Origin of the sequence: Sphingobium boeckii, from assembly GCF_014199215.1 — a bacterium.
Taxonomy (GTDB): domain Bacteria; phylum Pseudomonadota; class Alphaproteobacteria; order Sphingomonadales; family Sphingomonadaceae; genus Sphingobium_A; species Sphingobium_A boeckii.
The window spans coordinates 44,183-67,786 of the sequence record NZ_JACIJC010000002.1 but is presented as its reverse complement, the minus strand read 5'-3'; the positions used below and the strand labels follow the sequence as shown (position 1 = coordinate 67,786).

Sequence of the window (23,604 nt, the reverse complement as noted above, 5' to 3'; positions counted from 1 at the left end):
ACACGTTCAGCATGACGGATGGGCGCTATCCCCTCACGTCCGCAGGCGTTCGATCGCTTGGGCCAGCGCCACATAGAGCTTGCCCATATCCGACGAAAGGATCGTCACGCTGAGCGGGGAGCCTTCGCGGGTGGCGAGGATGTTGCGCAGCAGCGCTTCGAAATCGTGAATATAGCGGTTCACATGTTCGCGGAATTCTGGATCCTCGTCATAATGACGTGCGATCTCGCGCACTTCGCCGGCATCCAGCAAGCGCACGGCACGCCGCGTGAAGACCCCGCGATCGCCTTTCAGATACGCGGCCCAGGCGCTGTCCGTCACATCGTTGGACAAGATCTTGGTCACGTCGATCGCGGTGGAATTGAGCGATTCGATCAGCAGCGCGACGCGCCTGGCGAAACTGTCCGTATTGGCGGTGCGAACTTCTTCGCGCGCGTCTTCGATCCGCGATTCCACCTGTGCGCTGGTGTCAGCGATGGTCAGCATCTGGCGCATGAGCCGCTCGGAGGCGGCATGGGCGGCGTCCACCGCCCGGTCCGCGGCGGCGGAAATCTCCGCCATTTGCGCTTCCACCCGGGTCTTGATCGTGTCGCCCATCGCTTCGTCGCTCGCCTTTGCGAGCGCGGCGGCGGTATCGGGAATGATCGCGGCCAGGCTGTCGCGTGCGCGCTCGGACGCCTGCAATGCGGTCTCGCGGACGCGGACCAGCGAATCGAGCAATTGGGGTGCGGCGGATTCGGCAAAGCGCGTGGCTTCGTCCCCGGCCAGCCCGATCGCCTTGCCCAAATCCTCCACCGCCGCGCGATTGTCGCCGATGCGCTTGTCCATATCGGCGATCACCGCATCGATCGTCGCGCTTTGGCGCTTGATCGCCTCTTCGGCTTCGTTGAGCCGGTTGGAAGCGCTGACCGCGGTCATCTCCAGTTTTTCGGCATCGGGCATGACGGACGCCAGCAGGATGCGGCTATGATCGATCTTGCTATCGAGACGTGTCAGTGCGGCGGGCAGGGTTTCGTCAAGCTCGCGCGCATTGGCATCCAGCGCGGTTAGCAGCGCTTCCGATTTCTGGATCAGCGAATCGGCCATCGCGCCGCCGCCCTGCAGGGTGCTCGTCATCTGCTCGGCGTGACCGCGCAGCAGGGCGATCGCCTGGGCGAGCTCGCCCGTCCGCTGCGTGCCCGTGGTATCGAGCAGCGCCATTTTCTGTTCGACCTCGGCAAAAGCGGTTTGGATCGCGCTCGTCATCTCGCGGCTGGCCGTCTCGTGCATTTCGAGCGACTGGCCAAGCTGGACGATGCCGTCGTTGATATCGGCGATTCGCGCGTTGAGCGCGGCGCTGGCGTCTTCGCCGGTGCGGCCGAGCGCTGCCTGGGACTGGCTGATCATGGCCAGCATGGCAGCACCCTGCGCCTCCATGCCCTTGCGGGCTTCGTCCACGGCGTCGGCCGCGCGTGACAATGCGGCATCCACCGCGACGGTCATCTGGCTCGCTGCGCCTTCGAGCCGGGCGGCCGCGACTTCGCTGGTGCTTTCCATTCGCGCCATATGCGCCGAGAGCCGCTGGGCGGCGCCTCCCGCAATCTCGTCGGCTTCGCGCCCGCGCATCGCCAGCGAGGAAAGTTGCGCCTCGAGCGCGCCGGCATTTTCATGCGCGATCAGCCCGGCGTCGCGGAGATTCTCGGTGACTCGCCGGGTTTCGACCTGCGCCTTGGGCAGATCGGCCAGCAATACGCTCATGTCCGCGCGTGCGGCGGTGGCGGCGTTCTTGAGCGCCTGGGACTGACGGCCGATCGAATCGACCTCGCCGCGCATCGCTTCGTTCAACACCTTCATCCGGCCCGCGGCTTCATCGCCCACGGTCAACAAATGCGTGGTCTGCGCGGCCAGGCTGGCGCGATTTTCCTCGATCTTGGTGGAAACCGAGTTGAGCACCGCCTCCAACCAGGCCGATTCGGCGCGCAACGCCCCAGAGGTGCGCGCGAAACGGCGCGCCTCGCGCTTGCTGCCGCGCATCATCAGCAGATAGCCGACGCCAATCAGCGCGAGCGGGGCGCTGCCCATCGCCACGATCCCTGCGAATTCAGCAGGCGTCGCCATGCGTCCGCCCAGCGAGGTCCAGCCGGTCCAGGCGACAAGACCGATCCAGCCGCCCGCCAGAATGGCCGACACACTGGCGATAATCCGGTCTTTCCAAGGCGAAGGCGCAGGGTCTTCCTCCCAGAAAGCCGTTTCAGGCTCCTGATGATAGTGCGCCGCGGCTTCGGCGGGCGCGATGGCGTCCGGCGTTGCCGTTTCGTTTTCCGCGCCATTGCGGCGGAAATCGATGATCCGTGATCCCCCAGTCATAGCTGACATGTTTACCACGTTTTTTCTGCGAACAAACAGATTCCCGAAACCGGTCCTTAAGACGAACGATATATCAGACGAAAATGGCTTATGATCCAGGAGCGCTCGATACCGCGTTGGCGGCCGCCGTTGGCGACGATCCGTCGCTGATCGCGGAATTGCGCTCCGCCTTCCTCGAAAGTGCCTTGCGACAGGCCGATCTGCTCTCCCGATCCCGCTGCGACGCCAATTGGCGCATGGCGGCGTGGCGGCTGAAAGGGCTGGCGGCGAGCTTTGGTGCCACCCGGCTGATGGCGGCGGCGGATGAAGCGGCAGAAGCCGCGCCAGGCGATCCGGTCTCGGTGCGCCGGGTGAACAGCGCGATATCGTCGTTCGGCGGCTGAGCGGGACTTTGCGTTCATCGTCATAAGCGCTTATCGCCCGCTTGAAATCACGAATGTGGGGGAGAGTGCGTGGCGCTGGCCAGTCTGATCGTCGGTATGGCAGAGTGCGGGGATGATGGCGGCGGCGTGCGCGCTGCCATGCCGTTTCTGGGGCGCAGCCTGATCGAGCATCAGGCGCGGCAGGCCGCCGCGGCGGGCGCACATCATATCGTGATCCTCGTCGAACGCGTGCCCGCAGCGCTCGTCAGCGCCGTGGACCGGCTGAAGCGCGACGGAATCGGCGTGGAACTGGCGCGCTCCGTGGCGGACGCCGCCGATCGCATCCATCCCGAGGAACGCCTGCTGCTGATCGCGGACGGAATCATCGCGCGGCAGGATCTGATCGTGCGGGCGGGCAACGCCAATGTGCCCAGTCTGTTCACTTTGCCCGAATCGATCGACACCGCGCAATTCGAACGGATCGACGCCGGATCGCGCTGGGCCGGGCTGGCACTGATCGACGGCGCGCTGCTGCGCAAGACGGTGGCGATGCTGGGGGATTGGGATCTGCAATCCACACTGCTCCGGCGGATCGTGCAGGCCGAAGCGGTGCGCGTGGAAGTGTCGCCCGCCGGGATCGTGCTCGCCGAATCGATGGAGAAGGTGCGCAAGGCCGAAAGCGCGCTGCTGACGATCGACGGGATCGGCGGCTGGATCCCCGCGTCCGTGCGCGAAGGGATATCGGGCTTCATCCTGGCCAAGGGCATCAAGCCGCTGTGGATGCGGTGCGCCGCGCTCGGGCTGGCGGCGCTGGCTGTGATATTGGCGGCCACAGGCTGGACGGGGACAGGTGCGCTCGCGCTGGCGCTGACCGGGCCGCTGCTGGCGATCCCAGGCCAGATCGACGCGATCGCTCTGCGCCCCGCGAAATGGCGCGGCCTCTGGCTTGCCGGCCGGAATGCACTGGCCGCGCTTGCGATGGTGGCGCTGGGGTGGCGGTTTGCGCTGGAATATGGGGGCTGGAGCATATGGCCGCTGGTGGGGAGCGCGATCGGCGTGATGATCATCCTGCGCGGCACCGAACATCTGCTGGGCCGCGCGCTGGCCGGCCCGGCGGCCATGGCTTTGCTGGCATGGCCATTCGCCGCCTTCGGCCTGCCGCACTGGAGCCTCGGCGCGGTCTGCCTCGCGGGTTTCAGCGCCGTGATCGCCGGACAAAGATTGCTGGGCCGGCGTGCCCCAGGGTTAGGGTCAATTTAACTATAGCGCCTTATATTCACGTCCATGTTCGCTGATGACGATGACGGTTCGGCCGCTCAGCCGATAGGGGCGGAGCGCTTGCTCGCCGATGCCGCCCGCGCGGCGCATGGCGCGCGCAAGCGGCTGGCGTCGCTCGTCGATCTGTTTCTGCCCGAAACGATGCGGCTGAACGATTATCAGCGAGTCACCGTCCGTCATTTTCTCACGCGGCTTGTCGCCGCGGTGGAAAGCGACCTGCGCCAGCATATCGTCGCTGCGGATTCGCCGCATTTTTCCGCGGAATTGCTGACGGCGCTCGGCAGTATGCGCGTTTCGCTCGCCATGCCCGTGCTGGATCGGGCGCGGGCGCTGCACGATGTCGAACTCGTTTCGCTGCTGCTCGCGCGCGTGGAGGAACAGCGCATCTCCCAGATGCTGCGCCGTAACGATTTCGAACCCGAATCGCGGCTTGTCGAGACCTTGCTGAGCGACGAGGATCCCGAGGTGGCGATTGCCGCCATGGCGCTGCTCATCGCGGAAAGCCGCCGGCTCTACATGTTCGACGAACCCACATTGCTGCGCACCGATCTGCCGGCCGACCTGCATTACAGGCTGGTGTGGTGGGTGGCCGCGGCCTTGCGCGAATATATGGTGCGCCAGCATCGGGCGGAGCCGGGCGCGGTGGATGCCGCGCTGATGGATGCCGCCGGGGCCAGCCTGTCCATGCACGATGAGGGCGAAACGCTCGAGGCCGCGTCGATGCAGCTCGTCTATCAATTGTCCGATCGCGGCGTGCTCAATGATATGATGCTCAAGGCCGCGTGTCTCGAGGGGCGGCTTTCGCTGTTCGTGGCGATGCTGGCGGTGCGCGGCGGGATCGATTTCGAATCCGCGCGTGGCATGGCGCTGCCGCCTTATGGTGACCGCCTCGTGGTGTTGCTGCGCGCGCTGGACGTGGGGCGTGAGGCGGCGGCTTCGATCATGATGGCGATCGGCACGGATGATGCGGCGGTGGTCGAGCAGATCGACGCTTATGAGACGCTGGACCGGGTTCACGCGATGGAAGCGATTCGTCCGTGGCAGATCGACAATGGCTATCGCACCGCGATCACCGCGCTGGCGGCCGGATTGGCCGAGCGACGGGATGGCTGGGCATGAATGCGGCACCGGTGAGCGGCCGGGTCGATGTGCACGGACGCCTTGTCGAGGCGGATCCACCGTTGCTGGGGCTGCATTTGCGCGCGGGCGGCGAGGAGGGCGGCACGATCGCGGTGCCCCAGATCGCCACGCTGGTGCGGCTGGCGCAGCGGCTGGGCATCTTGATCTCGCGCGGGGTGATCGCCGCCGATACCGACAATGATCTGGATCTGTGGGTGCGCGCGGAGCCGGAAGACGGCCATGTGCGCCTAACCATCGGCGGATGGACGCCGCGCCCGCCGCGGCTGCCGGCCCCGGCCGCGCAGATCGACCGCGAAACCGATTTTCTACGCGCATCTGCAGACTGGCTCTGGGAAACCGATGCCGAAATGCGGCTGATCGCGCTCTCCGCCTCCGCCGAGCGGGTGATGGGCGTGCTCGCCGGATCGGTGATCGGCAAGCCTTTGACCGGGTTGTTCCAGCTTTTCGAGAATGACGAACAGGATATGCCGCTGCTGAGCGGTCTTGGCGCGCATCGTGCCTTTTCGGGACAGCGTGCGATGCTGCGGGAAACCAGCCTGATCGTCGAGCTGTCTGCCGTGCCGATGCTGGACGGCCGCGGTCGCTTTTGCGGGTTTCGCGGCAGCGCGTCCTGCGTCCAGCCGCCGGTAAAGCTCGCGCTGGTGGAAGATGCCACGCCACCGGACGATGCCTTTGGCGAACGTCTGGACAATGCGTTGCGTCAGCCGCTGGCACGGATCATCGCCAAGGCGGAAACGATCAGCGCGCAGAATGAAGGGCCATTGCGCCGCGATTATGCCGATTATGCGTCCGACATCGCCTCTGCGGGCCGGCATTTGCTCGCGCTGGTGGACGATCTGGTCGATCTGCAGGCAATCGAGCGCCCTGATTACCGGCCTGCGATGGAAAAGATCGATCTGGCCGATATCGCGCGCCGCGCTTCGGGCCTGCTCGCGGTGCGCGCCGGGGAGCGCGGGGTGCGGATCGATCGTCCCGCCGATAACGAGCCGTTGCCCGCGCGCGGGGAGTTCAAGCGCGTGCTGCAGATCCTGGTCAATCTGATCGGCAATGCGGTGCGCTATTCGCCCGATGCCGGGATGGTGTGGATCCGCTGCGAGGAAGAGGGCGGGGTGGCCACCGTGATCGTTGCGGATCAGGGCAAAGGCATCGACAGTGCGGATCACGAGCGCATTTTCGACAAGTTCGAACGGGTGGATGTGTCTGAGCCCGGTGGATCGGGGCTTGGGCTTTATATCGCCCGCAAGCTGGCGCGCGCGATGGGCGGCAATATCCTGGTGGATAGCGCGCCGGGACAGGGCGCCCGCTTCGTCCTCACGCTGCCGAGCGCCTGAACAAGAAAAAGGCTCGGTTTTCACCGAGCCTTTTCTTGTCTCTCTCAGCGCTGGCCGATCGGCACATAGTCGCGCTGGGTCGGGCCGGTGTAGAGCTGGCGCGGACGGCCGATCTTTTGGCCGGGATCCGAAATCATCTCGTTCCACTGCGCCACCCAGCCCACGGTGCGGGCCAGAGCGAAGAGCACGGTGAACATCGTCGTCGGGAAGCCGATCGCCGACAGGATCACGCCCGAATAGAAATCGACGTTCGGGAAGAGCTTCTTCTCGATGAAATAGGGATCACTGAGCGCCATTTCCTCGAGCTTGAGCGCCACATCGAACACCGGATCGGTCACGCCCAATTCGCCCAGAACCTCACGCACGGTCTGTTGCATCACGGTCGCGCGGGGATCGTAATTCTTGTAGACCCGGTGACCGAAGCCCATCAGGCGGAACGGATCGTTCTTATCCTTGGCGCGCGCGATATATTCCGGAATGCGATCCACCGTGCCGATTTCGCGCAGCATGTTGAGCGCGGCCTCGTTCGCGCCGCCATGTGCCGGACCCCAGAGGCAGGCGATGCCCGCAGCGATACATGCGAACGGATTGGCCCCCGAAGACCCGGCGAGACGCACGGTCGAGGTCGAGGCATTCTGCTCGTGATCGGCATGGAGGATGAAGATGCGGTCCAGCGCGCGCTCGACCACCGGGTTCACTTCATACGGCTCCGCCGGCACGCCGAAGGTCATCCGCAGGAAATTGCCGGTGTAGCTCAGGTCATTCTGGGGATAGAGAAAGGGCTGGCCAACCGAATATTTATAGGCGGCGGCCGCGATCGTCGGCATTTTCGCGATCAGGCGATGGCTGGCGACCATGCGCTGATGCGGGTCCGAAATATCGGTGGAATCATGATAAAAGGCCGAAAGTGCGCCGACCACGCCGCACATGATCGCCATGGGATGCGCATCCCGGCGAAAGCCGCGATAGAATTGCATGAGCTGCTCGTGCAGCATCGTATGACGTGAAATTGTGTAGCTGAACTTTTCCAGCTCGTCCTTGCTGGGCAGTTCACCGTTCAGCAGGAGGTGCGAAACCTCCATGAAGCTCGAACTTTCGGCAAGCTGGCCGATCGGATAGCCGCGGTGGAGCAATATGCCCTCGTCGCCATCGATATAGGTCAGGCCCGAATCGCAGCTCGCGGTGGAGGTGAAGCCCGGATCATAGGTAAACATGCCGGTCTGCGCGTAAAGCTTGCGGATATCGACGACATCGGGGCCGACCGTTCCGGACAGAACGGCGAGATCCAGTTCCTTGTCGTCAACGCCCAGTTTTACGCTCTTTCCGGTCATAAGGTCGTCCTTCTATAGTTGAATCAGGCAGCCGTTCAGGCAGCCCGGTCGGCAATACGCGCCAGCGACTCGTTCCGCCCGAGCAGCATCAGCACATCGAAAATCCCTGGCGACGTCGAGCGCCCGGTGAGCGCCGCCCGCAAAGGCTGGGCGATCTTGCCCAGGCCCAGTCCCGCATCCTCGGCCACTTGCCGCACCGCTTCTTCGAGCGTTGGCACGGACCATTCCGCAGCTCCCGCAAGCGCATCAGAAACGCCTTTCAACAGAGCCTTAGCCTCTCCTTCTAGCAGAGTTGCAGCCTTTTCGTCGAGATTGAGCGGGCGTTTTTCGAATAGAAACAGCGCACCCTCGGCAAGTTCGTTCAAATTCTTGGCGCGAGGCTTCATCGAAGCCATGGCCTGGGCCAGAAGCGTTTCACCTTCATGACCGATCGCAAAGCCGATCAGCGCCTCCACGCGTGGGCGCACGGCAGCGGCCAGACGGGCGTCATCGGCCTCGCGGATATAATGGCCGTTCAGATTCTCGAGCTTTTTCAGATCGAAACGCGAAGGCGATTTGCCCACCGCATCGATATCGAACCATTCCACCGCCTGGGCGCGGCTGATGATCTCGTCATCGCCATGCCCCCAGCCGAGACGCAGGAGATAATTGGACACCGCTTCGGACAGCAGCCCCATTTCGTCGCGATACGCGTCCACCCCCAGCGCGCCGTGCCGCTTGGACAGCTTGGCCCCGTCCGCGCCGTGGATCAGCGGGATATGGGCATAAATCGGCGCATCCCAGTTCATGGCGCGGATGATGCCGAGCTGGCGGAAGGCGTTGTTCAGATGATCGTCGCCGCGGATCACGTGGGTGACGCCCATATCGTGATCATCGACCACCACGGCGAGCATGTAGGTGGGCGTGCCGTCCGAACGGAGCAGCACCATATCGTCCAGCTCTGCATTCTGCACGACGACGCGGCCCTGCACCTTGTCTTCGATCACGGTCTCGCCTTCGCGCGGCGCTTTAAGGCGGATGACGAAAGGCGCGCCTGCGGGGGCATCGGCGGCGGAGCGATCGCGCCAGCGACCATCGTAGCGCATCGGCTGCTTGGCAGCGCGTTGTTCTTCGCGCAATGCGGACAGTTCTTCGGGCGTGGCATAGCAGCGATAGGCATGGCCGCTTTCGAGCATGGCATTGGCCACTTCGGCATGGCGCGCGGCGCGGGCGAATTGATAGACTTCATCGCCATCCCAATCGAGATCGAGCCAGCGCATCCCGTCCAGAATCGCAGCAATCGCCTCGTCGGTGGAGCGGGCGCGATCGGTATCCTCGATCCGCAGCAGGAACGTGCCGCCGTGATGGCGCGCATACAGCCAGTTGAACAGCGCGGTGCGCGCGCCGCCGATATGGAGGAATCCCGTCGGCGATGGCGCAAAACGGGTCACAACGCCTGAATTTTCTTGGCTTGCGCCCACGCGCATATTCTCCATCATGCTTGGATGGCCAGGACGACCGGGGGCGGCTCTAGCACGGCTTTTTTAAGGCTGCAAAAGCCCCGTTGGACCGGGGCGGGCAATATCGCGTCCGTGCTGGAAAACTGGCTCGAATCCGAGCGTGATCAACTGGCCTTATGGATGCCCGTGGGGCTTGGTGTTGGCATCGCGGCCTGGTTTGCGCTGCCCATGCAGGGCCAATGGATCGCATTCCTGCTGCTGGCATCGGGATTCTCGGGACTGGGTGGGGCCATCGGGGCCAATCGCCGGCTTGGCCGGGCGCTGATCGTCTTTCCGCTGGCCGCGTTTTCGGGGTGCCTCCTCATCTGGTGGCAGGCGGAGCGGGTGGCCGCCCCGGTGCTGTCGCGTCCGGTGATCGAACAGTTCGAGGCGCGAATCATGACGGTCGAGCCTTTGCCGGCGCGCGAAAGCGTGCGGCTGTTGCTCCGGCCGCTGGGGGTGGCAACGCTGCCCCCGCAGATCCGCGTCAATCTGGATGAGAAGGATGCCCTCGCCGGCCTCCAGCCCGGCGCGATCGTCGCCCTGCGCGCGCGCATCATGCCGCCGCCCGAGGCGGCTGTGCCGGGCGCCTATGATTTCGTGCGGCTGGCGTGGTTCCAGCAGATCGGCGGGACGGGCAGGGTGCTTGGCAAGATCGTGGTCGTCAGTCCCGCGCCGGATCAAGCCGACGGCGGGGGTCTGCGCCAGCGGTTGTCCGCCCATATCGCGTCCCGGCTGGCGGGCGGGGAAGGCGCGATCGCATCGGCCCTGGCGACGGGCGATCAGGGCGCAATTCCCGAAGCGGATGCGGAGGCAATGCGGCGCAGCGGTCTGGCGCATCTGCTTTCGGTCAGCGGCCTGCATCTGACCGCGGCGGTGGGGCTGACGATGCTGCTGGTATTGCGCCTGCTCGCGCTGAGCCCATGGCTGGCGCTGCGCTGGCCGTTGGTGCTGATCGCCGCGGCGGCGGGCGCGCTGGTGGGCTTGGGCTATACCTTGCTCACGGGATCGGAGGTGCCCACGATCCGTTCGCTGATCGCGGCGCTGCTGGTGCTGTGCGGGATCGCGCTCGGGCGCGATGCGATCACCTTGCGGCTGGTCGCGGTCGGCGCGCTCATCGTTTTGGCCTTCTGGCCGCAAAGCCTGGTCGGACCGAGCTTCCAATTGAGCTTCATGGCGGTCACCGCGATCATCGCTGTGAGCGAGCACCCGCGCGCCAAGGCGCTGGTGGCGCGCCGGGATGAGCGCATGATCCGGCGCTTCGGGCGGATCATGCTGTCTTTGCTGATCACCGGGCTGGCGGTGGAGATCGCGCTCGCGCCGATCGCGCTTTATCATTTCCACAAAGCGGGGGTGTATGGCGCGCTCGCCAATATCGTGGCGATCCCGCTGACCACTTTCGTGATCATGCCGCTGGAAGCGCTGGCGCTGATGCTTGATCTGGCCGGGCTGGGCGCGCCCTTCTGGTGGCTGGCGGGGCAGGCGCTGACATTGTTGCTGTGGGTGGCGCACACCGTGGCCGCTTCTCCGGCGGCGGTGGCGTCGCTGCCCACGATCACCGGCGGCGCGTTCGGGCTGATGATCGCGGGCAGCTTATGGCTCTGTCTGTGGCGCACAAAAGTGCGCCGGCTGGGACTGATCCCGGTGCTGGCGGGGGCGATCTGGGCTTTGAATACGCCCGCGCCCGATATCCTGATCACGGGGGATGGCCGTCATCTGGCAGTGCGAACGAAAACGGAGGGCTATGCGCTGCTCAGGCCACGCGCCGGCGATTACGTGCGCGATATGCTCTCCGAAAGCGCGGGGTTCGAAGGCGATCTGGAGGCGCTCGACAGCCTGGAGGGGAGCCGCTGCAGCCGGGACGTCTGCACGATCGACCTGATCAGCGGCACCCGGCGCTTCCGACTCCTCGCCACGCGGAGCGGCTATCTGGTGCCCGGCAGGGATTTCGGCCCGGCCTGCCGCGATGCCGATATTGTGGTGACGGACCGGCGGGTGCCCGCCTGGTGCACACCGCGCTGGATCAAGGCGGATCGAATGCTGCTCAAGGAAACCGGCGGACTTTCGATCGTGCTGGCGGACCAGAGCGTGAAAAGCGTGAAGACGCCGGGGGATGATCATCCCTGGATCCATCCGCCGCATCCCGTGGAGAAACCGTATCTGACCCAACCCGCATCAACCCATTTCCGACCCGCTCATCCTGAGGAGGGATCGAGCGCAGCCGAGAGCCCGTCTCGAAGGACGCACGGTGCGTCCTTCGAGACGCGTCTTCGACAAGCTCAGCCGCTCCTCAGGATGAGCGGAATCAAAAACGATTAGAGATCAACAACTTTGAAACACCGGCTCCACCGTCACCGGAAAATTCACCGAGCGCGCGATGAAGCATTTGGCGTGCGCTTCATGATGCAGTGCGCGCGCCGCCTCGACATTCGCGTCCGCTGCTAGCGTGACCTGCGGCCGCAGCACCACGCCGCTGAACTGCCCCGCGCCATCGGACTCCATCGCCATCATGCCGTCCGCCTGATCGCGATAGCCGATGATCGCGATCCCGGCTTCGGCGCAGAGATGCAGATACCAGAGCATGTGGCAGGCCGACAGCGACGCCACCAGCATCTCTTCGGGATTATGCCGCGCCGGATCGCCGAGAAATGCGGGATCGGACGATCCGGGGATATCCGGCTTGCCCGCGATCCGGATCACATGATCGCGGGCGTAATCGCGGTAACCGGACGTGCCGGTCCCCTGATTGCCGGTCCATTCGACCGCAATGCGATAATGATGGCCGCCCGCCATGCTCAATAACGGCGGAGCAGGCCCGCCAATTTGCCCTGCACCCGGATCTGATCAGGGCGATAGCGCTGCGGATCATAAGCGCGGTTGGCCGGATCGAGCCGGATCATCGCACCTTCGCGGCGGAAATATTTGAGCGTGGCCTCGCTTTCGTCGACCAGCGCCACGATGATCTCGCCATCGCGCGCGGTCTCGGCGCGGCGGATCAGCGCATAATCGCCATCGAGAATACCCGCCTCGACCATCGAATCGCCCGACACCTCAAGCGCATAATGATCGCCCGAACCCAGCAAGGCGGCGGGCACGGAGAGCATGGACTGCCCCTCCATCGCCTCGATCGGCATCCCTGCGGCGATCCGGCCGTGCAGCGGAATTTCGAGCACATCATTGGCGGCGATCGGGATCGGCGCGGACACCGCAGGGGCGGGTGCTGCCTTCTTGATCGGCTTCACATCGGCGCGCTCAGGCACCTTAAGCACTTCGAGCGCGCGCGCGCGATTGGGCAGACGGCGGATGAAGCCGCGTTCCTCGAGCGCGCTGATCAGACGGTGCACACCCGATTTGGATTTGAGGTCCAGCGCCTCCTTCATTTCCTCGAATGACGGGGAAACACCGGTTTCCTCCAGACGATCGGTGATGAAGCAGATGAGTTCATGTTGCTTGCGGGTCAGCATCTTGTTCTCCGTTGGAACGAACGAGGAACGTGTAGGAAACATCGGACGCGTCGTCAAGTCAGAGATATGACGTCCACGGTTTCGCCCGCCGGCGCGGCGGGCGCATGAGCCGCGCGCACGATCAGCGCATTCGCCGCGGCCAGCGATAGCACGGCCGCGCTGTCCTGATCGGTCGCGGTCACGACATCGCCCGCGCGCCAGATGGCGCGCAGATATTCCGCGCGCGGGCCACCTGCGGGCAGCGGATGGCCAAGCCGGCCGTGATGCAAAGGGGGCAATGGCTCCGCCGCGCCGGACATCGCACGGATCAGCGGCAGCAGGAACAGCGTGGCGGTCACATAAGCCGACACCGGATTGCCTGGCAGTCCCAGCACGACCGAGTCGCCGAGCGTTCCCGCCATCAGCGGCTTGCCGGGCTTCATCGCGATCTTCCAGAAATCCATCGCCGCGCCGAGGCTCTGCAGCACGGGACGGACCAGATCGTGATCGCCCACCGACGCGCCCCCGGTGGTGACGATGATATCCGCGTCCTTGGCTGCCCGGAATGCCGCCGCCAGCGTCTCGAAATCGTCGCGGACGATGCCATGATCCTCGATGATCGCGCCGCTGGGGGTCATCAGGGCGCGGAGCATCGGGGCGTTGGACGCGGGAATGTTCACGCCCTGCGCGTCCTGCTCATGATGCACCAGTTCGTCGCCGGTGGAGATCAGCGCCACGCGCGGCCGGCCGCCGACCATCACGCGCCCATTGCCCGAAAGCGCCGCAATCGCGATGCGCGCGGCGTTGATCTGGGCACCCTGGGCGATCACCGTTTCCCCCAGCATGAAATCGCTGCCCGCGCGGCGCACATGCTGGCCCGATTGGCGCGGTCCTTCCCCCGAAAGCGTCAGGCTGTCGCCATCCCGCGTCGCCTCCTCCTGGATGAGGATCGCATCGGCGCCATCGGGCAAGGCCGCCCCGGTGAAGATTCGCACCGCTTCGCCGGGCGAAAGGCTGAGATCGGGCAATGTCCCCGGTGTGCTTTCGCCGATCACGCGCCACGGGCCGGGCAGATCGGCGAAGCGGATCGCATAGCCATCCATGGCGGAAAGATCGGCTGCTGGCTGGTTGCGCTGCGCCTGATGCGCGCGCGCGGCCCATCGGCCTGTGCCCTGTTCAAGCGAAACGGTCTCGGCGGGCAGCACCCGTCCCAGCGCGACCAACCTCGCCTGCGCTTCGGCGACAGGCAACAGGCTCATGCTCCACCTCCGTCACCCTGAACGCGTTTTAGGGTCCATTTCGCCGTCACGGCCGTCGTGCTGCGGTGAAATGGATGCTGAAACAAGTTCAGCATGACGAATAAAATGAGATCGGCAAATGCGCGGCTCTCACGCCCGATAATCCCCGGATTTCCCGCCGGTCTTCGACATCAGCCGCACCGCGCCGATCTCCATCGCCTTGTCGATCGCCTTGGCCATGTCATAGACGGTCAGCAGCGCGATCGAGACCGCGGTCAGCGCCTCCATCTCCACGCCGGTCTGCCCTGTGGTTCGGGCGGTGGCGGTGGCGTTAACGCCGGTGGCGTCCAGATCGAGATCGATCGACACGGAGGACAAGGGGAGCGGGTGACACAGCGGGATGAGATCGCTGGTCTTCTTCGCGCCCATGATCCCGGCGACGCGCGCCACGGCCAGCACATCGCCTTTCTTGACCAGCCCATCGCGGATCGCGGCGGCGGCCTCCGGGGACATGGAAATCCGGCCTTTGGCGATGGCCTCGCGCATGGTGACGGCCTTGGCCGAGACGTCGACCATCTGTGCCGCGCCGTCGGCATCGAGATGGGTGAGCCGGGTCATGTGCCGATCAACGCTCGGGTGGCCAGTTCGACATCGGGCTGGCGCATCAGTGCCTCACCGACGAGGAAGCAATGCACCCCGTGCGCTGCCATGGCATCGAGATCGCCTTTGGAGGTGAGCCCGCTTTCCGCCACAAAGGTGCAGCCTGCGGGCGCGCTGCCGACCAGTTCATAGGTTCTGGCAAAATCGACCGAGAAGTTCCTGAGATCACGGTTGTTCACTCCGATCAAACGCGATGTGAGCTTGAGCGCGCGGTCGAGTTCGGCGGCGTCATGCACTTCGATCAGCGCGTCCATCCCGAAGCGGATCGCCTCGGCCTCGATCTCGGCCATCTGTCCGTCATCCAACGCCGCGACGATGATCAATATCGCATCGGCACCCAGCGCGCGCGCTTCGGCGATCTGCCAGGGATCGACCATGAAATCCTTGCGCAGGCAGGGAATCGACACCGCCGCGCGCGCCGCGACCAGATAGGCGTCCGCGCCCTGGAAATAGGGCTCGTCGGTCAGCACCGAAAGACAGGCCGCACCTGCGGCTTCATAGGCGCGGGCATGGGCGGGCGGATCGAAATCGGCGCGGATCAGCCCCTTGGACGGGCTGGCCTTTTTGATCTCTGCGATGAGCGCATGGCCTGGTTTGGCATCCAGCGCGGCACGGAAACCGCGCGGCGCAGTCTGTGTGGCGGCGCGGGATTCCAGCTCGGAGAGCGTGGTGAGCGCCTTGCGCCGGGCGACGTCCTGGCGCTTGAAATCGCAGATTTCGGTGAGCTTGTTCATGATAACGCCTTCAGAAGCTGTCCATCCCCAGCCCCTCCCGGAAGACCGGGAGGGGAGCCGGATCGTGCTTCTCTTCTCCCCTCCACACCTTTGTGGAGGGGCTGGGGGTGGCCCTTCATCATCATCGAAACGCGATCCAGCAATCGAGCAAGGCATTGGCCAGCCCGTTATCAAGCACTTCGCCCGCTTCCTCGACACCCTCGGTCAGGCTCTCCGCTCGCCCGGCGACAACCAGCGCGGCGGCGGCATTGAGCAGCACGGCATCGCGATACGGTCCCTTTTCGCCCTGGAGCAAGCGACGGAGCGCGGCGGCATTGAAGGCCGCGTCGCCGCCGTGGATCGCGCTGGTCGGTGCGCGGGGCAGGCCAGCCTCTTCGGGGGTGATCGTATCACCCACGGGCAGATTGCCGACGCGATACACCCGGCTTGGTCCAGCGCCCGAAAGCTCGTCCAGCCCTTCCTCGCCCGAAACCACCATGCCGGCTTCCGCGCCCAGCGATTTGAGCGCCGCGCCATAGATGGGCACATAATCGGGGCGTGCAATGCCGATGAGCTGTCGCGTCGTCCGCGCGGGATTGGCGAGCGGCCCCATCAGATTGAAGATGGTGCGCTTGCCGATGGCTTTGCGGATCGGCTGGATCCGGCCCATCGCGGGATGATGATTGATCGCGAAGAGGAAGCAGATGCCGATCTCGTGCAGCGTGGCTTCGGCGGTCTGCCCCAGCCGCTCCAGATCGAGCCCGAGCGCTTCCAGCGTATCGGCCGCGCCCGCCTTGCTCGACGCCGCGCGATTGCCGTGCTTGGCGACCGGCACGCCGCAGGCCGCGACGATGATCGCGACCGCAGTGGAGACATTCAGACTGTGATGCCCGTCGCCGCCCGTGCCGCAAACGTCGATCGCGCCTTCGGGGGCGGCAACCGGGATCATGCGTTCGCGCAATTCCTGCGCCGCGGCGGCAATCTCGATGCTGGTTTCGCCACGTTCGGAAAGCGCGATCAGGAAGTGCGCGATCGCTTCATCGGACACCTTCAGATCGAGGATGTCGGAAAAGGCCTGGCGGGCGGCGGCTTCGTCGAAAATCTCCGACGGATCGGGCAGGCGGATCGGCACGGTCATGCGCGCGCCTTCACCGTCAAACCGGCCAGCGTCATGAAATTGGCGAGCAACAGATGGCCATGCTCCGTCGCAATGCTTTCCGGATGAAATTGGACGCCGTGGATCGGCAGCGTCTCGTGCCGAAACCCCATGATGGTGCCGTCAGGCGCGCGGGCGTTGACCTTGAGGCTGGCGGGCAAGCCTTCCTCCGGCACGATCAGCGAATGATAGCGCGTCGCGGTGAAGGGGGAGGGGATGTTGGCAAAGACGGCGGTGCCGTCATGCGTCAGCGGCGAGGTCTTGCCGTGCATCAATTCGCGCGCACGCACCACCTGCCCGCCGAAATACTGGCCGATCGACTGATGGCCCAGGCAGACGCCGAGCAGAGGCTTGCCCGCATCGGCGCAGGCCGCGACCAGGTCGAGCGAAATGCCGGCCTCATTGGGGGTGCATGGCCCCGGCGAAATCAGAAACGCTTCGGCACCCGACGAAATCGCCTGCCCGGCCGAAATCGCATCATTGCGCACGACTTCGACCTTGGCACCCAGCTCCATCAAATAGTGGACGAGGTTCCAGGTGAAGCTGTCATAATTGTCGATGACGAGGATCATGCCGTTGTCCTATCGGCAGACCGCGCAGCTTGAAAGGCTTTGGGTGGCCTGTTCATTGCCCGAAGCCCGCGCCATTTGCGCGCGTCACGGCCTCGCGCGCGGCTGCGATCAGCGCACCGGCCTTGGCTTCGCATTCGCGCTGTTCATAGGCCGGGTCCGAATCCGCAACGATGCCCGCGCCCGCCTGAACGTGCATCACGCCATCCTTCACCACGGCGGTACGCAGCACGATGCAGCTATCCATCGATCCATCGGGCGAGAAATAGCCGACGCCCCCGGCATAGGCACCGCGGGTTTCGCACTCCAGTTCGGCGATGATCTCGCACGCGCGTACCTTGGGCGCGCCGCTGACCGTGCCCGCGGGAAAGCCGGCGAACAGCGCGTCGAGCGCGTCCTTCGCAGGGTCGAGCCGGCCGACCACATTGGAAACGATGTGCATCACATGGCTATAGAATTCGACCGTATAGCTGTCCGTCACGGTCACGCTGCCCGCCGTCGCAACGCGGCCCACATCATTGCGCCCCAGATCGAGCAGCATCAGATGCTCGGCGCGTTCCTTGGGATCCGCGAGCAGGCTGGCGCGGTTTTCGGCGTCTTCCGCAGCGGTCTTCCCACGCGGGCGCGTGCCCGCGATCGGGCGGATCGTGACCTCGCCATCGCGCGCACGCACCAGGATTTCCGGGCTTGATCCGATCAGCGCAAAGCCCGGCATGTCCAGAAAATAAAGGAAGGGCGACGGATTGATCCGGCGCAGGGACCGATAAAGATCGAAGGGCGGAAGCGGGAAGGGCGTGGTGAAACGCTGGGCCAGCACGACCTGGAAGATATCGCCCGCGCCGATATAGTCTTTGGCACGCGTGACCATCTCGCCATAGCGGCCGGGCGGGAGGACGGGATCGAGCGCGATATCTGCGGTCATGGCAGACGGAATAGTCGCAGCCGATGCAGCCGGGATCGGCTGGGCGAGGCGCGCCGCTGCGGCGTCGATCCGCTCATGCGCCAGGGCGATCCTCTGAACGGGTGAGCCGGGCGCGTCTGGCCACACCGGCGATACCAGGAACAGTTCGTCCGCCAGCCGATCGAATACCAGGATTACGGTGGGCCGCACGAACAGCATGTCGGGCAGGTCCAGCGGGTTTTCCGCCGGACGCGGCAATTTCTCGACCAGGCCGATGGTTTCATAGCCGAAATAGCCGACCAGGCAGGCGAGTGCACCGGGCAGTTCGGCGGGGACATCGGCCCGGCACGCCGCGACCAGCGTGCGCAGTGCGCTCAGCGTCGGTGCGCCGGCGGGGGCAAAGGCGTCGCGATTTGTCAGCCAGTGTGGATTGATCTCGGCCGACTGGCCATTGGCGCGGAACATTAGATCGGGGGCGAGACCGATCAGGCTGTGACGCCCGCGGGTTTCGCCGCCTTCCACCGATTCCAGCAGGAAATCCCCACGATCTGGCTCGATCAGCTTGAGCGCCGCCGACACCGGGGTTTCGGTATCGGCGATCTGCCGTCGCCACACCAGTGCGGGCTTGCCGGCCTCGATCAGTGCGCGGACCGCGGCGTCCCTGTCGATGACGTCGCTCACTGTGCGCCGGAAAGCTGCCGCTTGACGGCTGCAATCGCCTCCGCATTGCGCACCACGCCCATATCCGCCTTGGCCGCGCCATAGAATTGCGCGGCATATTCCTGCGCATAAAGCTGCGAGAATTGCGCCTGGAAGGCGGGGACGGCGCGCGGCTCTGTCGAAACGTCGCCGGGTGTGATCGTATCGAGATAGACCACATACCAGCCCTGCTTCTGCGGGGCTTCGAGGCGCTTGGCCTTTTTCTCCGCCATGGAGAAGAGCAGGGCGAGCGGGGGCGGCACCTGTTCATTCGGGCGCGTCAGATCGCGGCGCTTGCCATTGACGGTCTGCACCGGCGGCAAATTCAGCCCGGTTTCCTTCAGCGCCTGCGTCAGCGTCATCCCCTTGCCAATCTTGGCGATGGCGGCATCGGCCAGCGCACGGCCCTGCCTGGCTGCGCGATCGGTTTCCATATCCAGCGTCACCTGCGGCGCGATCTGCGCCAGCGGACGCGGCGTGGGGGCCACGACGCTCTCGAGATAGGAGAGCGCGAACATCTGATCGGGCACCACGGTTTCCATGATCGCGTCGTCGCCGGGCTGCGCCTGGAACATCGGGCCGATGAAGCGGGCGAAGGCGGGATCGGGCTTGAAGGCCTGATCGTCCGGATTTTGGCCGCTGGCGACAATGGCGGGCGTGGTGACGACTTTCAGGCCATATTTCTTGACCACATCGTCAAAGCTCGCACCATCGGCGATCTCATTCTGGATGTTGGTCGTAAGGTCAGCGAGCGCCTCGGCACCCTTGCGCTGCGTCAGCGTGGGGAGGATTTCGGCGCGCACGGCATCCAGCGGGCGACCGGCCACCGTAGTGATCGAATCGACCTTGACCACATGCCAGCCGAGACCAGAGCGCTGCGGCGCGGCGACGCCGCCCTGCGGCGTTGCGAATGCGGCATCGGCCACGGCCTGCGAACTGTCCGTCGCAAGCTTGGTCTTTTCGATTCCGGTCAGTACGAGCGGGCTGAGACCCGCCTGGCGTGCAGCGTCGGCAAAGCTCGCGCCGCCCTTCACCTTGGCTTCGAAGGTGCGCGCGGCATTCTGGTCCTGAATGATCACCTGGCTCAGATTGCGGGTTTCACGCGCGGCATAGGTCGCGGCGTTTTCCTTGTAATAAGCCGCGATGTCCGCCTCGCTCGGAACCGTCTTGCCGGCCACATTTTCGGGGCCGATCAGTGCATATTTGATCACGCGACGCTCTGGCAGCGTATAGCGCCCGATGTTGCCCTTGTAGAAAGCGGCAAGCTCAGCCGCATTGGGCGCGGCCCCCTTGGGAATCGCGGCGGTGGGGATGAATCCCACCCCGCCGGAGCGGCCTTCCAGCGAAAGCTGCGCATAGGGCAGGGACAGGCCGGCGGGCGCGCGCGTGGCCCCCGTCGCAGGGATCATGAGCTGGCGGGACAGCAGATCGGATCCGATATCGTCACGCACCTGGATTTCGCTCAATTTGTTGGCGCGCAGGAAATTATCGAACGTGGTCCGATCGAACTGGCCGGTGGGGCCATAGAATGCGGGAATGCGCAGGATTTCAGCATCGATCTGGCGCTTGCTCACGCCAAAGCCCGCTTTGCGCGCAAACTCCGTCATGCCCACGCTGTTGATCGAGCGCTCCAGTATATCCTCAAACCCGCCCTGCTGCAGGAACGTCGCCATATCGAGGCCCGGCGTCTGCTGACGCTGCTGGCTGAGGATCGCATTGGCGCGATCGACGATCTCCGTGTTCGTGATGTCCTTCTTGCCGACTTCGGCCACCGTGGTGCTGCTCAGCCCGGAGCTTGAGCCCATGCTGCTGCTGATATCGCCCGCGGCAAAGGCGATGCCGATGATGATCAGAAAGCCGAGGCAGATGGCGATGCCGATCTTCGAATTGATGAGGCGGCGAAAGAAAGTGATCATGAAGGCGGCTCGCAGGTCACAACGGGAAACAGGGGCAACGCCTTAGAGCGGGCGGCTTCCATCGGCAAGGCATCGGCGATAGGAGCAGCATCTGATGTGAATGGGAGACTTGATCGATGGCATTGCGCAAGCTGGTGGCGGGCAATTGGAAAATGAATGGCAATCGGGCGGCCTTGGCCGAACTGGATGCCATCGCTATGGCTGCCGAGGCGAATGGCGGCGTGGATGTCGCGATCTGCCCGCCCTTCACGCTGATCGCACCCGCTGCAGAGCGCACGCCAAGCCTCGCCATCGGCGCGCAGGATTGCCACCCAGCGGCCAGCGGCGCGCATACCGGCTGTATTTCCGCCGCCATGCTAAAGGAAGCGGGCGCATCGCTGGTGATCGTCGGCCATAGCGAGCGCAGGGCGGACAATCACGAGACCGACATGGACATCCGCGCAAAGGCCGAAGCGGCGATCGCTGCCGGGCTGATCGCGATCGTCTGCGTCGGCGAAACCGAGGCGGAGCGGGACGCCGGCCAAGCCGTTTCAATCGTGGAGGGGCAACTCGCAGGGTCCGTGCCGCCGACTGGCACGGGCTATACCCTAGTCGTGGCCTATGAACCCGTCTGGGCGATTGGCACGGGGCGCACTCCGTCGGTGGCGGATGTGGCGCAGATGCACGCGGCGCTCCGCACCAAATTGGGCGCGTTGCTGGGCGCGGAAGGCGCGAAGGTCCGCATTCTCTATGGCGGGTCGGTCAAGCCCTCCAACGCAGCCGAACTGATGGCTGTGCCCGATGTGGATGGCGCATTGGTCGGCGGGGCGAGCCTGAAGGCAGCCGATTTCGTGCCGATCATCGAAGCCTCGGGCTGAACCTGTCGATCGATCTTCTGTCTGAATCCCCTCCACGTCTTCGTGGAGGGGCTGGGGGTGGCTTCTTCTTTTTGACAGCGCCATGATAAAATGAAGGCCCACCCCCATCCCCTCCCGGAAGGCCGGGAGGGGGGTAAGAAAGGACACTCCCGGCCCAAATGGTATATTTGGTTTCCTGTCCATGCTAACAAAGCCGCGAGTCGCACCAGCCGGATAACCGGTATCTCAGATCATCTTTGAACGGGGCGGGCGGCTATGAAATCGAAACCATTGATGACGGCGTTATGCTGGCTCTGGGTCGCGGCGGTGGCGGCCTATATGATCTGGGGCTGGACCCATTATTCCGGGCTTTTCAAGTGGCTGGCCGAATGGCAGACCGCGCAATTCGGCAAATATTATCCTGCGATGACCGCGATGATCCCCGGATTCCTGATCGCGGGACCGGCGCTCTCGTGGCTCGGCAAGCAGAGCCGCGCCATGATCGCGGGGCAGGATGGTCCGTTCGATCTGGTGGCCAATGCGCGCCGCAATGCGCGGATCGCGTTGATGCTGGCGCCGTTATGCGCCGTGATCGCCGTTGGTGCCTATCTCCTGTCCACGCGTCTGCCCGATGACAGCGGTGTGCCGACCCGCGTCGATATCGCGGCGCTGGGCGATGCCGTGCCCCCGCTCGGCCATGTGACGCTGATCGGCACGATCGACACCGATCGCGCGACCGGGCTGACCGAAAAGGGCAAGGCGCAGACCGAGGAGAGCTTCTATGTGCCGGTGATGCCGAGGACGGCGGATGGCAAGGTGGATGCAACCACGCCCGTGCGTTTCCTGATCGAGCGCGAAACGCATCTCTATGCGGGCGAAGCGCAGACCCAGCAGGGGTTCATCGGCGATCAGAGCGGAATGCTGGTGGAGAATGGCCTGCCGGGCGAATTGCTCGGCATCTATGCCCGCAATGGCGTCACCCTGGCCGAGCCGCATTATGTGCTCGTGTCATCGGCCGAGGATGTGGCGACGCCTTATTATGTCGTTGCCGCGCTGGGCGGGTTTTTCGCGATCATCCTGCTGATCATCGCGCCGCTGATGGTGATGAGCGCGCGCAAGATGGCCCGCCAGCAGGGGCAGGCCATCCAATAGGCGCTCAGACCGGTGGGATCGAGCGCGTCGCGGTTTCACGCACCACCACAGGCTCGCGCACCACGGCAGGGTCGCGTTCGACGACGACCGTGCGGCGACGCGCGCGCAGACTGTCGAAGCTATGCGAGACGCCGTTATACGCCAGCAGCACGAGAAAACCGCCGGCCAGCGCGATATTCTTGAGGAAACTCGCCTGCTGCATCGGATCCGCGAAATCATTGTGGAAGAGCAAGGCGGTCATCAGGCAGAAACCCGCGAGCAAAAATGCGGTGATCCGCGTGAAAAAGCCGAACAGGATGAACAGCCCGGCGATCAGCTCGAACAGGCCTGCGGGCAGCGCCAAGGACGCGGGCAATCCGACCGAGGCCATATAACCACCCGTTCCCGCGAGATCGGCCAATTTGCCGATGCCCGACAGGATGAAGATCAGCGATAGCAGGATGCGCCCGATCAGCGCGACGAAGCCGTTGACGAAAGTCATGAACAATCTCCCTGTCTGTAACGGATCAACAACGTCCTTGAGCGGATTTGGCTGCATGTCCGTCCCAGCCGCCGATTCAACATGCAATCTATTCATTTGTCGGGGAGTCATGGATGTGACATTCAAGTGTCACAAATAAGAAACAGAGACGTCATCATATCGTCTCATTCGAGGAGACTTGCCATGTTCAAGATCGCCGCACTGGGCCTTTCGAGCGCCGCTTTGATCGCAACATCCGGCGCGGCGCTTGCCCAGCGCCCGTTCGAGCAACCCGCCGATGCGCGTTATGGTTACGCCCAGATTTCAGCCAATAAGCTGAGCGCCGCAGAGACCCAGCTCGATGCCCGCCGCGCCGCAGAACCACGCGAGCCCTCGGTCCTGCTCAATCTGGCGTTCGTCTATGCCAAGACGACGCGGACGGCTGAAGCCAGCGCACTTTACCGCGATGTGCTGGCGCTGCCCAATGTGCAGATGGAATTGGGCAATGGAAAGCCCGCCTGGTCGCACGATCTCGCCAAGGCCGGGCTGGGCCGCAGTGCGTTGATGGCCTCGCGCTGAGGCCCGGAGTCAACCG

Annotated in this window: 21 protein-coding genes; 8 read left to right on the top strand and 13 right to left on the bottom strand. The window is 64.7% G+C overall.

All coding sequences use genetic code 11. The annotated features are described in order from the left end of the window. Positions 1-33: 33 nt before the first annotated feature. Complete coding sequence (locus FHS49_RS05430; RefSeq protein ID WP_184016176.1) at positions 34-2,346, bottom strand: coiled-coil domain-containing protein; 2,313 nt, start codon at positions 2,344-2,346, stop codon at positions 34-36. Between the two features lie 83 nt (positions 2,347-2,429). Here FHS49_RS05430 and FHS49_RS05425 point away from each other — a divergent pair, with 83 nt between their 5' ends. From FHS49_RS05425 to FHS49_RS05410, 4 genes are all read left to right on the top strand, one after another. Continuing rightward, positions 2,430-2,729: an Hpt domain-containing protein gene (locus FHS49_RS05425; protein ID WP_184016174.1), complete on the top strand. Its 300-nt coding sequence runs from the start codon at positions 2,430-2,432 to the stop codon at positions 2,727-2,729. A gap of 69 nt (positions 2,730-2,798) precedes the next feature. Continuing rightward, positions 2,799-3,968, top strand: coding sequence for a hypothetical protein (locus FHS49_RS05420; protein ID WP_184016172.1), 1,170 nt, complete (start codon positions 2,799-2,801; stop codon positions 3,966-3,968). Positions 3,969-3,992: 24 nt separating this feature from the next. Then, positions 3,993-5,105, top strand: coding sequence for a DUF2336 domain-containing protein (locus FHS49_RS05415; RefSeq protein ID WP_184016170.1), 1,113 nt, complete (start codon positions 3,993-3,995; stop codon positions 5,103-5,105). Then, complete coding sequence (locus FHS49_RS05410) at positions 5,102-6,457, top strand: PAS domain-containing sensor histidine kinase (RefSeq protein WP_184016168.1); 1,356 nt, start codon at positions 5,102-5,104, stop codon at positions 6,455-6,457. Before FHS49_RS05415 ends, FHS49_RS05410 begins: the two co-directional genes overlap by 4 nt. A gap of 44 nt (positions 6,458-6,501) precedes the next feature. Here the strand turns inward: FHS49_RS05410 and FHS49_RS05405 are convergent, their stop codons facing one another. Both FHS49_RS05405 and gltX read right to left on the bottom strand, forming a co-directional pair. After that, entirely contained in the window at positions 6,502-7,788 is a 1,287-nt protein-coding gene (locus tag FHS49_RS05405; RefSeq protein ID WP_184016166.1) for a citrate synthase, read from the bottom strand. A 35-nt stretch (positions 7,789-7,823) separates the two neighbouring features. Beyond that, the gene (gltX, locus tag FHS49_RS05400; protein WP_246350381.1) at positions 7,824-9,254 is read right to left on the bottom strand and encodes a glutamate--tRNA ligase; all 1,431 of its coding nucleotides are present in this window, start codon (positions 9,252-9,254) and stop codon (positions 7,824-7,826) included. A gap of 18 nt (positions 9,255-9,272) precedes the next feature. Here gltX and FHS49_RS05395 point away from each other — a divergent pair, with 18 nt between their 5' ends. After that, a complete protein-coding gene (locus FHS49_RS05395) occupies positions 9,273-11,585 on the top strand; it encodes a ComEC/Rec2 family competence protein (protein ID WP_184016158.1) in 2,313 nt (770 codons plus the stop codon). A 3-nt stretch (positions 11,586-11,588) separates the two neighbouring features. Here the strand turns inward: FHS49_RS05395 and FHS49_RS05390 are convergent, their stop codons facing one another. The 9 genes from FHS49_RS05390 to FHS49_RS05350 all read right to left on the bottom strand — a co-directional run bounded on the left by FHS49_RS05390 (position 11,589) and on the right by FHS49_RS05350 (position 20,561). Beyond that, on the bottom strand, positions 11,589-12,059 hold the full coding sequence (locus FHS49_RS05390) for an OsmC family protein (protein ID WP_184016156.1): 471 nt from the start codon (positions 12,057-12,059) through the stop codon (positions 11,589-11,591). A 2-nt stretch (positions 12,060-12,061) separates the two neighbouring features. Next, complete coding sequence (lexA, locus tag FHS49_RS05385; RefSeq protein ID WP_184016154.1) at positions 12,062-12,730, bottom strand: transcriptional repressor LexA; 669 nt, start codon at positions 12,728-12,730, stop codon at positions 12,062-12,064. Between the two features lie 53 nt (positions 12,731-12,783). Then, positions 12,784-13,968, bottom strand: a complete 1,185-nt coding sequence (locus FHS49_RS05380; protein ID WP_184016152.1) for a molybdopterin molybdotransferase MoeA — start codon at positions 13,966-13,968, stop codon at positions 12,784-12,786. Positions 13,969-14,097: 129 nt separating this feature from the next. Further along, complete coding sequence (gene moaC / locus FHS49_RS05375) at positions 14,098-14,565, bottom strand: cyclic pyranopterin monophosphate synthase MoaC (RefSeq protein ID WP_184016150.1); 468 nt, start codon at positions 14,563-14,565, stop codon at positions 14,098-14,100. After that, a complete protein-coding gene (trpC, locus tag FHS49_RS05370) occupies positions 14,562-15,344 on the bottom strand; it encodes an indole-3-glycerol phosphate synthase TrpC (RefSeq protein WP_184017308.1) in 783 nt (260 codons plus the stop codon). Before trpC ends, moaC begins: the two co-directional genes overlap by 4 nt. Before the next feature lie 118 nt (positions 15,345-15,462). Further along, the gene (trpD, locus tag FHS49_RS05365) at positions 15,463-16,458 is read right to left on the bottom strand and encodes an anthranilate phosphoribosyltransferase (protein WP_184016148.1); all 996 of its coding nucleotides are present in this window, start codon (positions 16,456-16,458) and stop codon (positions 15,463-15,465) included. Then, complete coding sequence (locus tag FHS49_RS05360) at positions 16,455-17,048, bottom strand: anthranilate synthase component II (protein ID WP_184016146.1); 594 nt, start codon at positions 17,046-17,048, stop codon at positions 16,455-16,457. Before FHS49_RS05360 ends, trpD begins: the two co-directional genes overlap by 4 nt. A 52-nt stretch (positions 17,049-17,100) precedes the next feature. Beyond that, on the bottom strand, positions 17,101-18,627 hold the full coding sequence (gene trpE / locus FHS49_RS05355; protein WP_343052903.1) for an anthranilate synthase component I: 1,527 nt from the start codon (positions 18,625-18,627) through the stop codon (positions 17,101-17,103). Beyond that, positions 18,624-20,561, bottom strand: coding sequence for a peptidylprolyl isomerase (locus tag FHS49_RS05350; RefSeq protein ID WP_184016144.1), 1,938 nt, complete (start codon positions 20,559-20,561; stop codon positions 18,624-18,626). The genes trpE and FHS49_RS05350 overlap by 4 nt, the downstream gene beginning before the upstream one ends. 116 nt (positions 20,562-20,677) lie before the next feature. On the opposite strand from FHS49_RS05350, the gene tpiA reads away from it, so the two are divergent. Both tpiA and FHS49_RS05340 read left to right on the top strand, forming a co-directional pair. Further along, positions 20,678-21,418, top strand: a complete 741-nt coding sequence (gene tpiA, locus FHS49_RS05345; RefSeq protein WP_184016142.1) for a triose-phosphate isomerase — start codon at positions 20,678-20,680, stop codon at positions 21,416-21,418. Between the two features lie 273 nt (positions 21,419-21,691). Next, the gene (locus FHS49_RS05340; protein ID WP_184016140.1) at positions 21,692-22,549 is read left to right on the top strand and encodes a hypothetical protein; all 858 of its coding nucleotides are present in this window, start codon (positions 21,692-21,694) and stop codon (positions 22,547-22,549) included. Between the two features lie 4 nt (positions 22,550-22,553). On the opposite strand, the gene FHS49_RS05335 is transcribed toward FHS49_RS05340, so the two are convergent. Next, positions 22,554-23,030, bottom strand: a complete 477-nt coding sequence (locus FHS49_RS05335) for a DoxX family protein (protein ID WP_184016138.1) — start codon at positions 23,028-23,030, stop codon at positions 22,554-22,556. A 183-nt stretch (positions 23,031-23,213) separates the two neighbouring features. Between FHS49_RS05335 and FHS49_RS05330 the strand changes: the two genes are divergently transcribed. Next, positions 23,214-23,588, top strand: a complete 375-nt coding sequence (locus FHS49_RS05330) for a tetratricopeptide repeat protein (protein ID WP_184016137.1) — start codon at positions 23,214-23,216, stop codon at positions 23,586-23,588. Positions 23,589-23,604 lie beyond the last annotated feature (16 nt).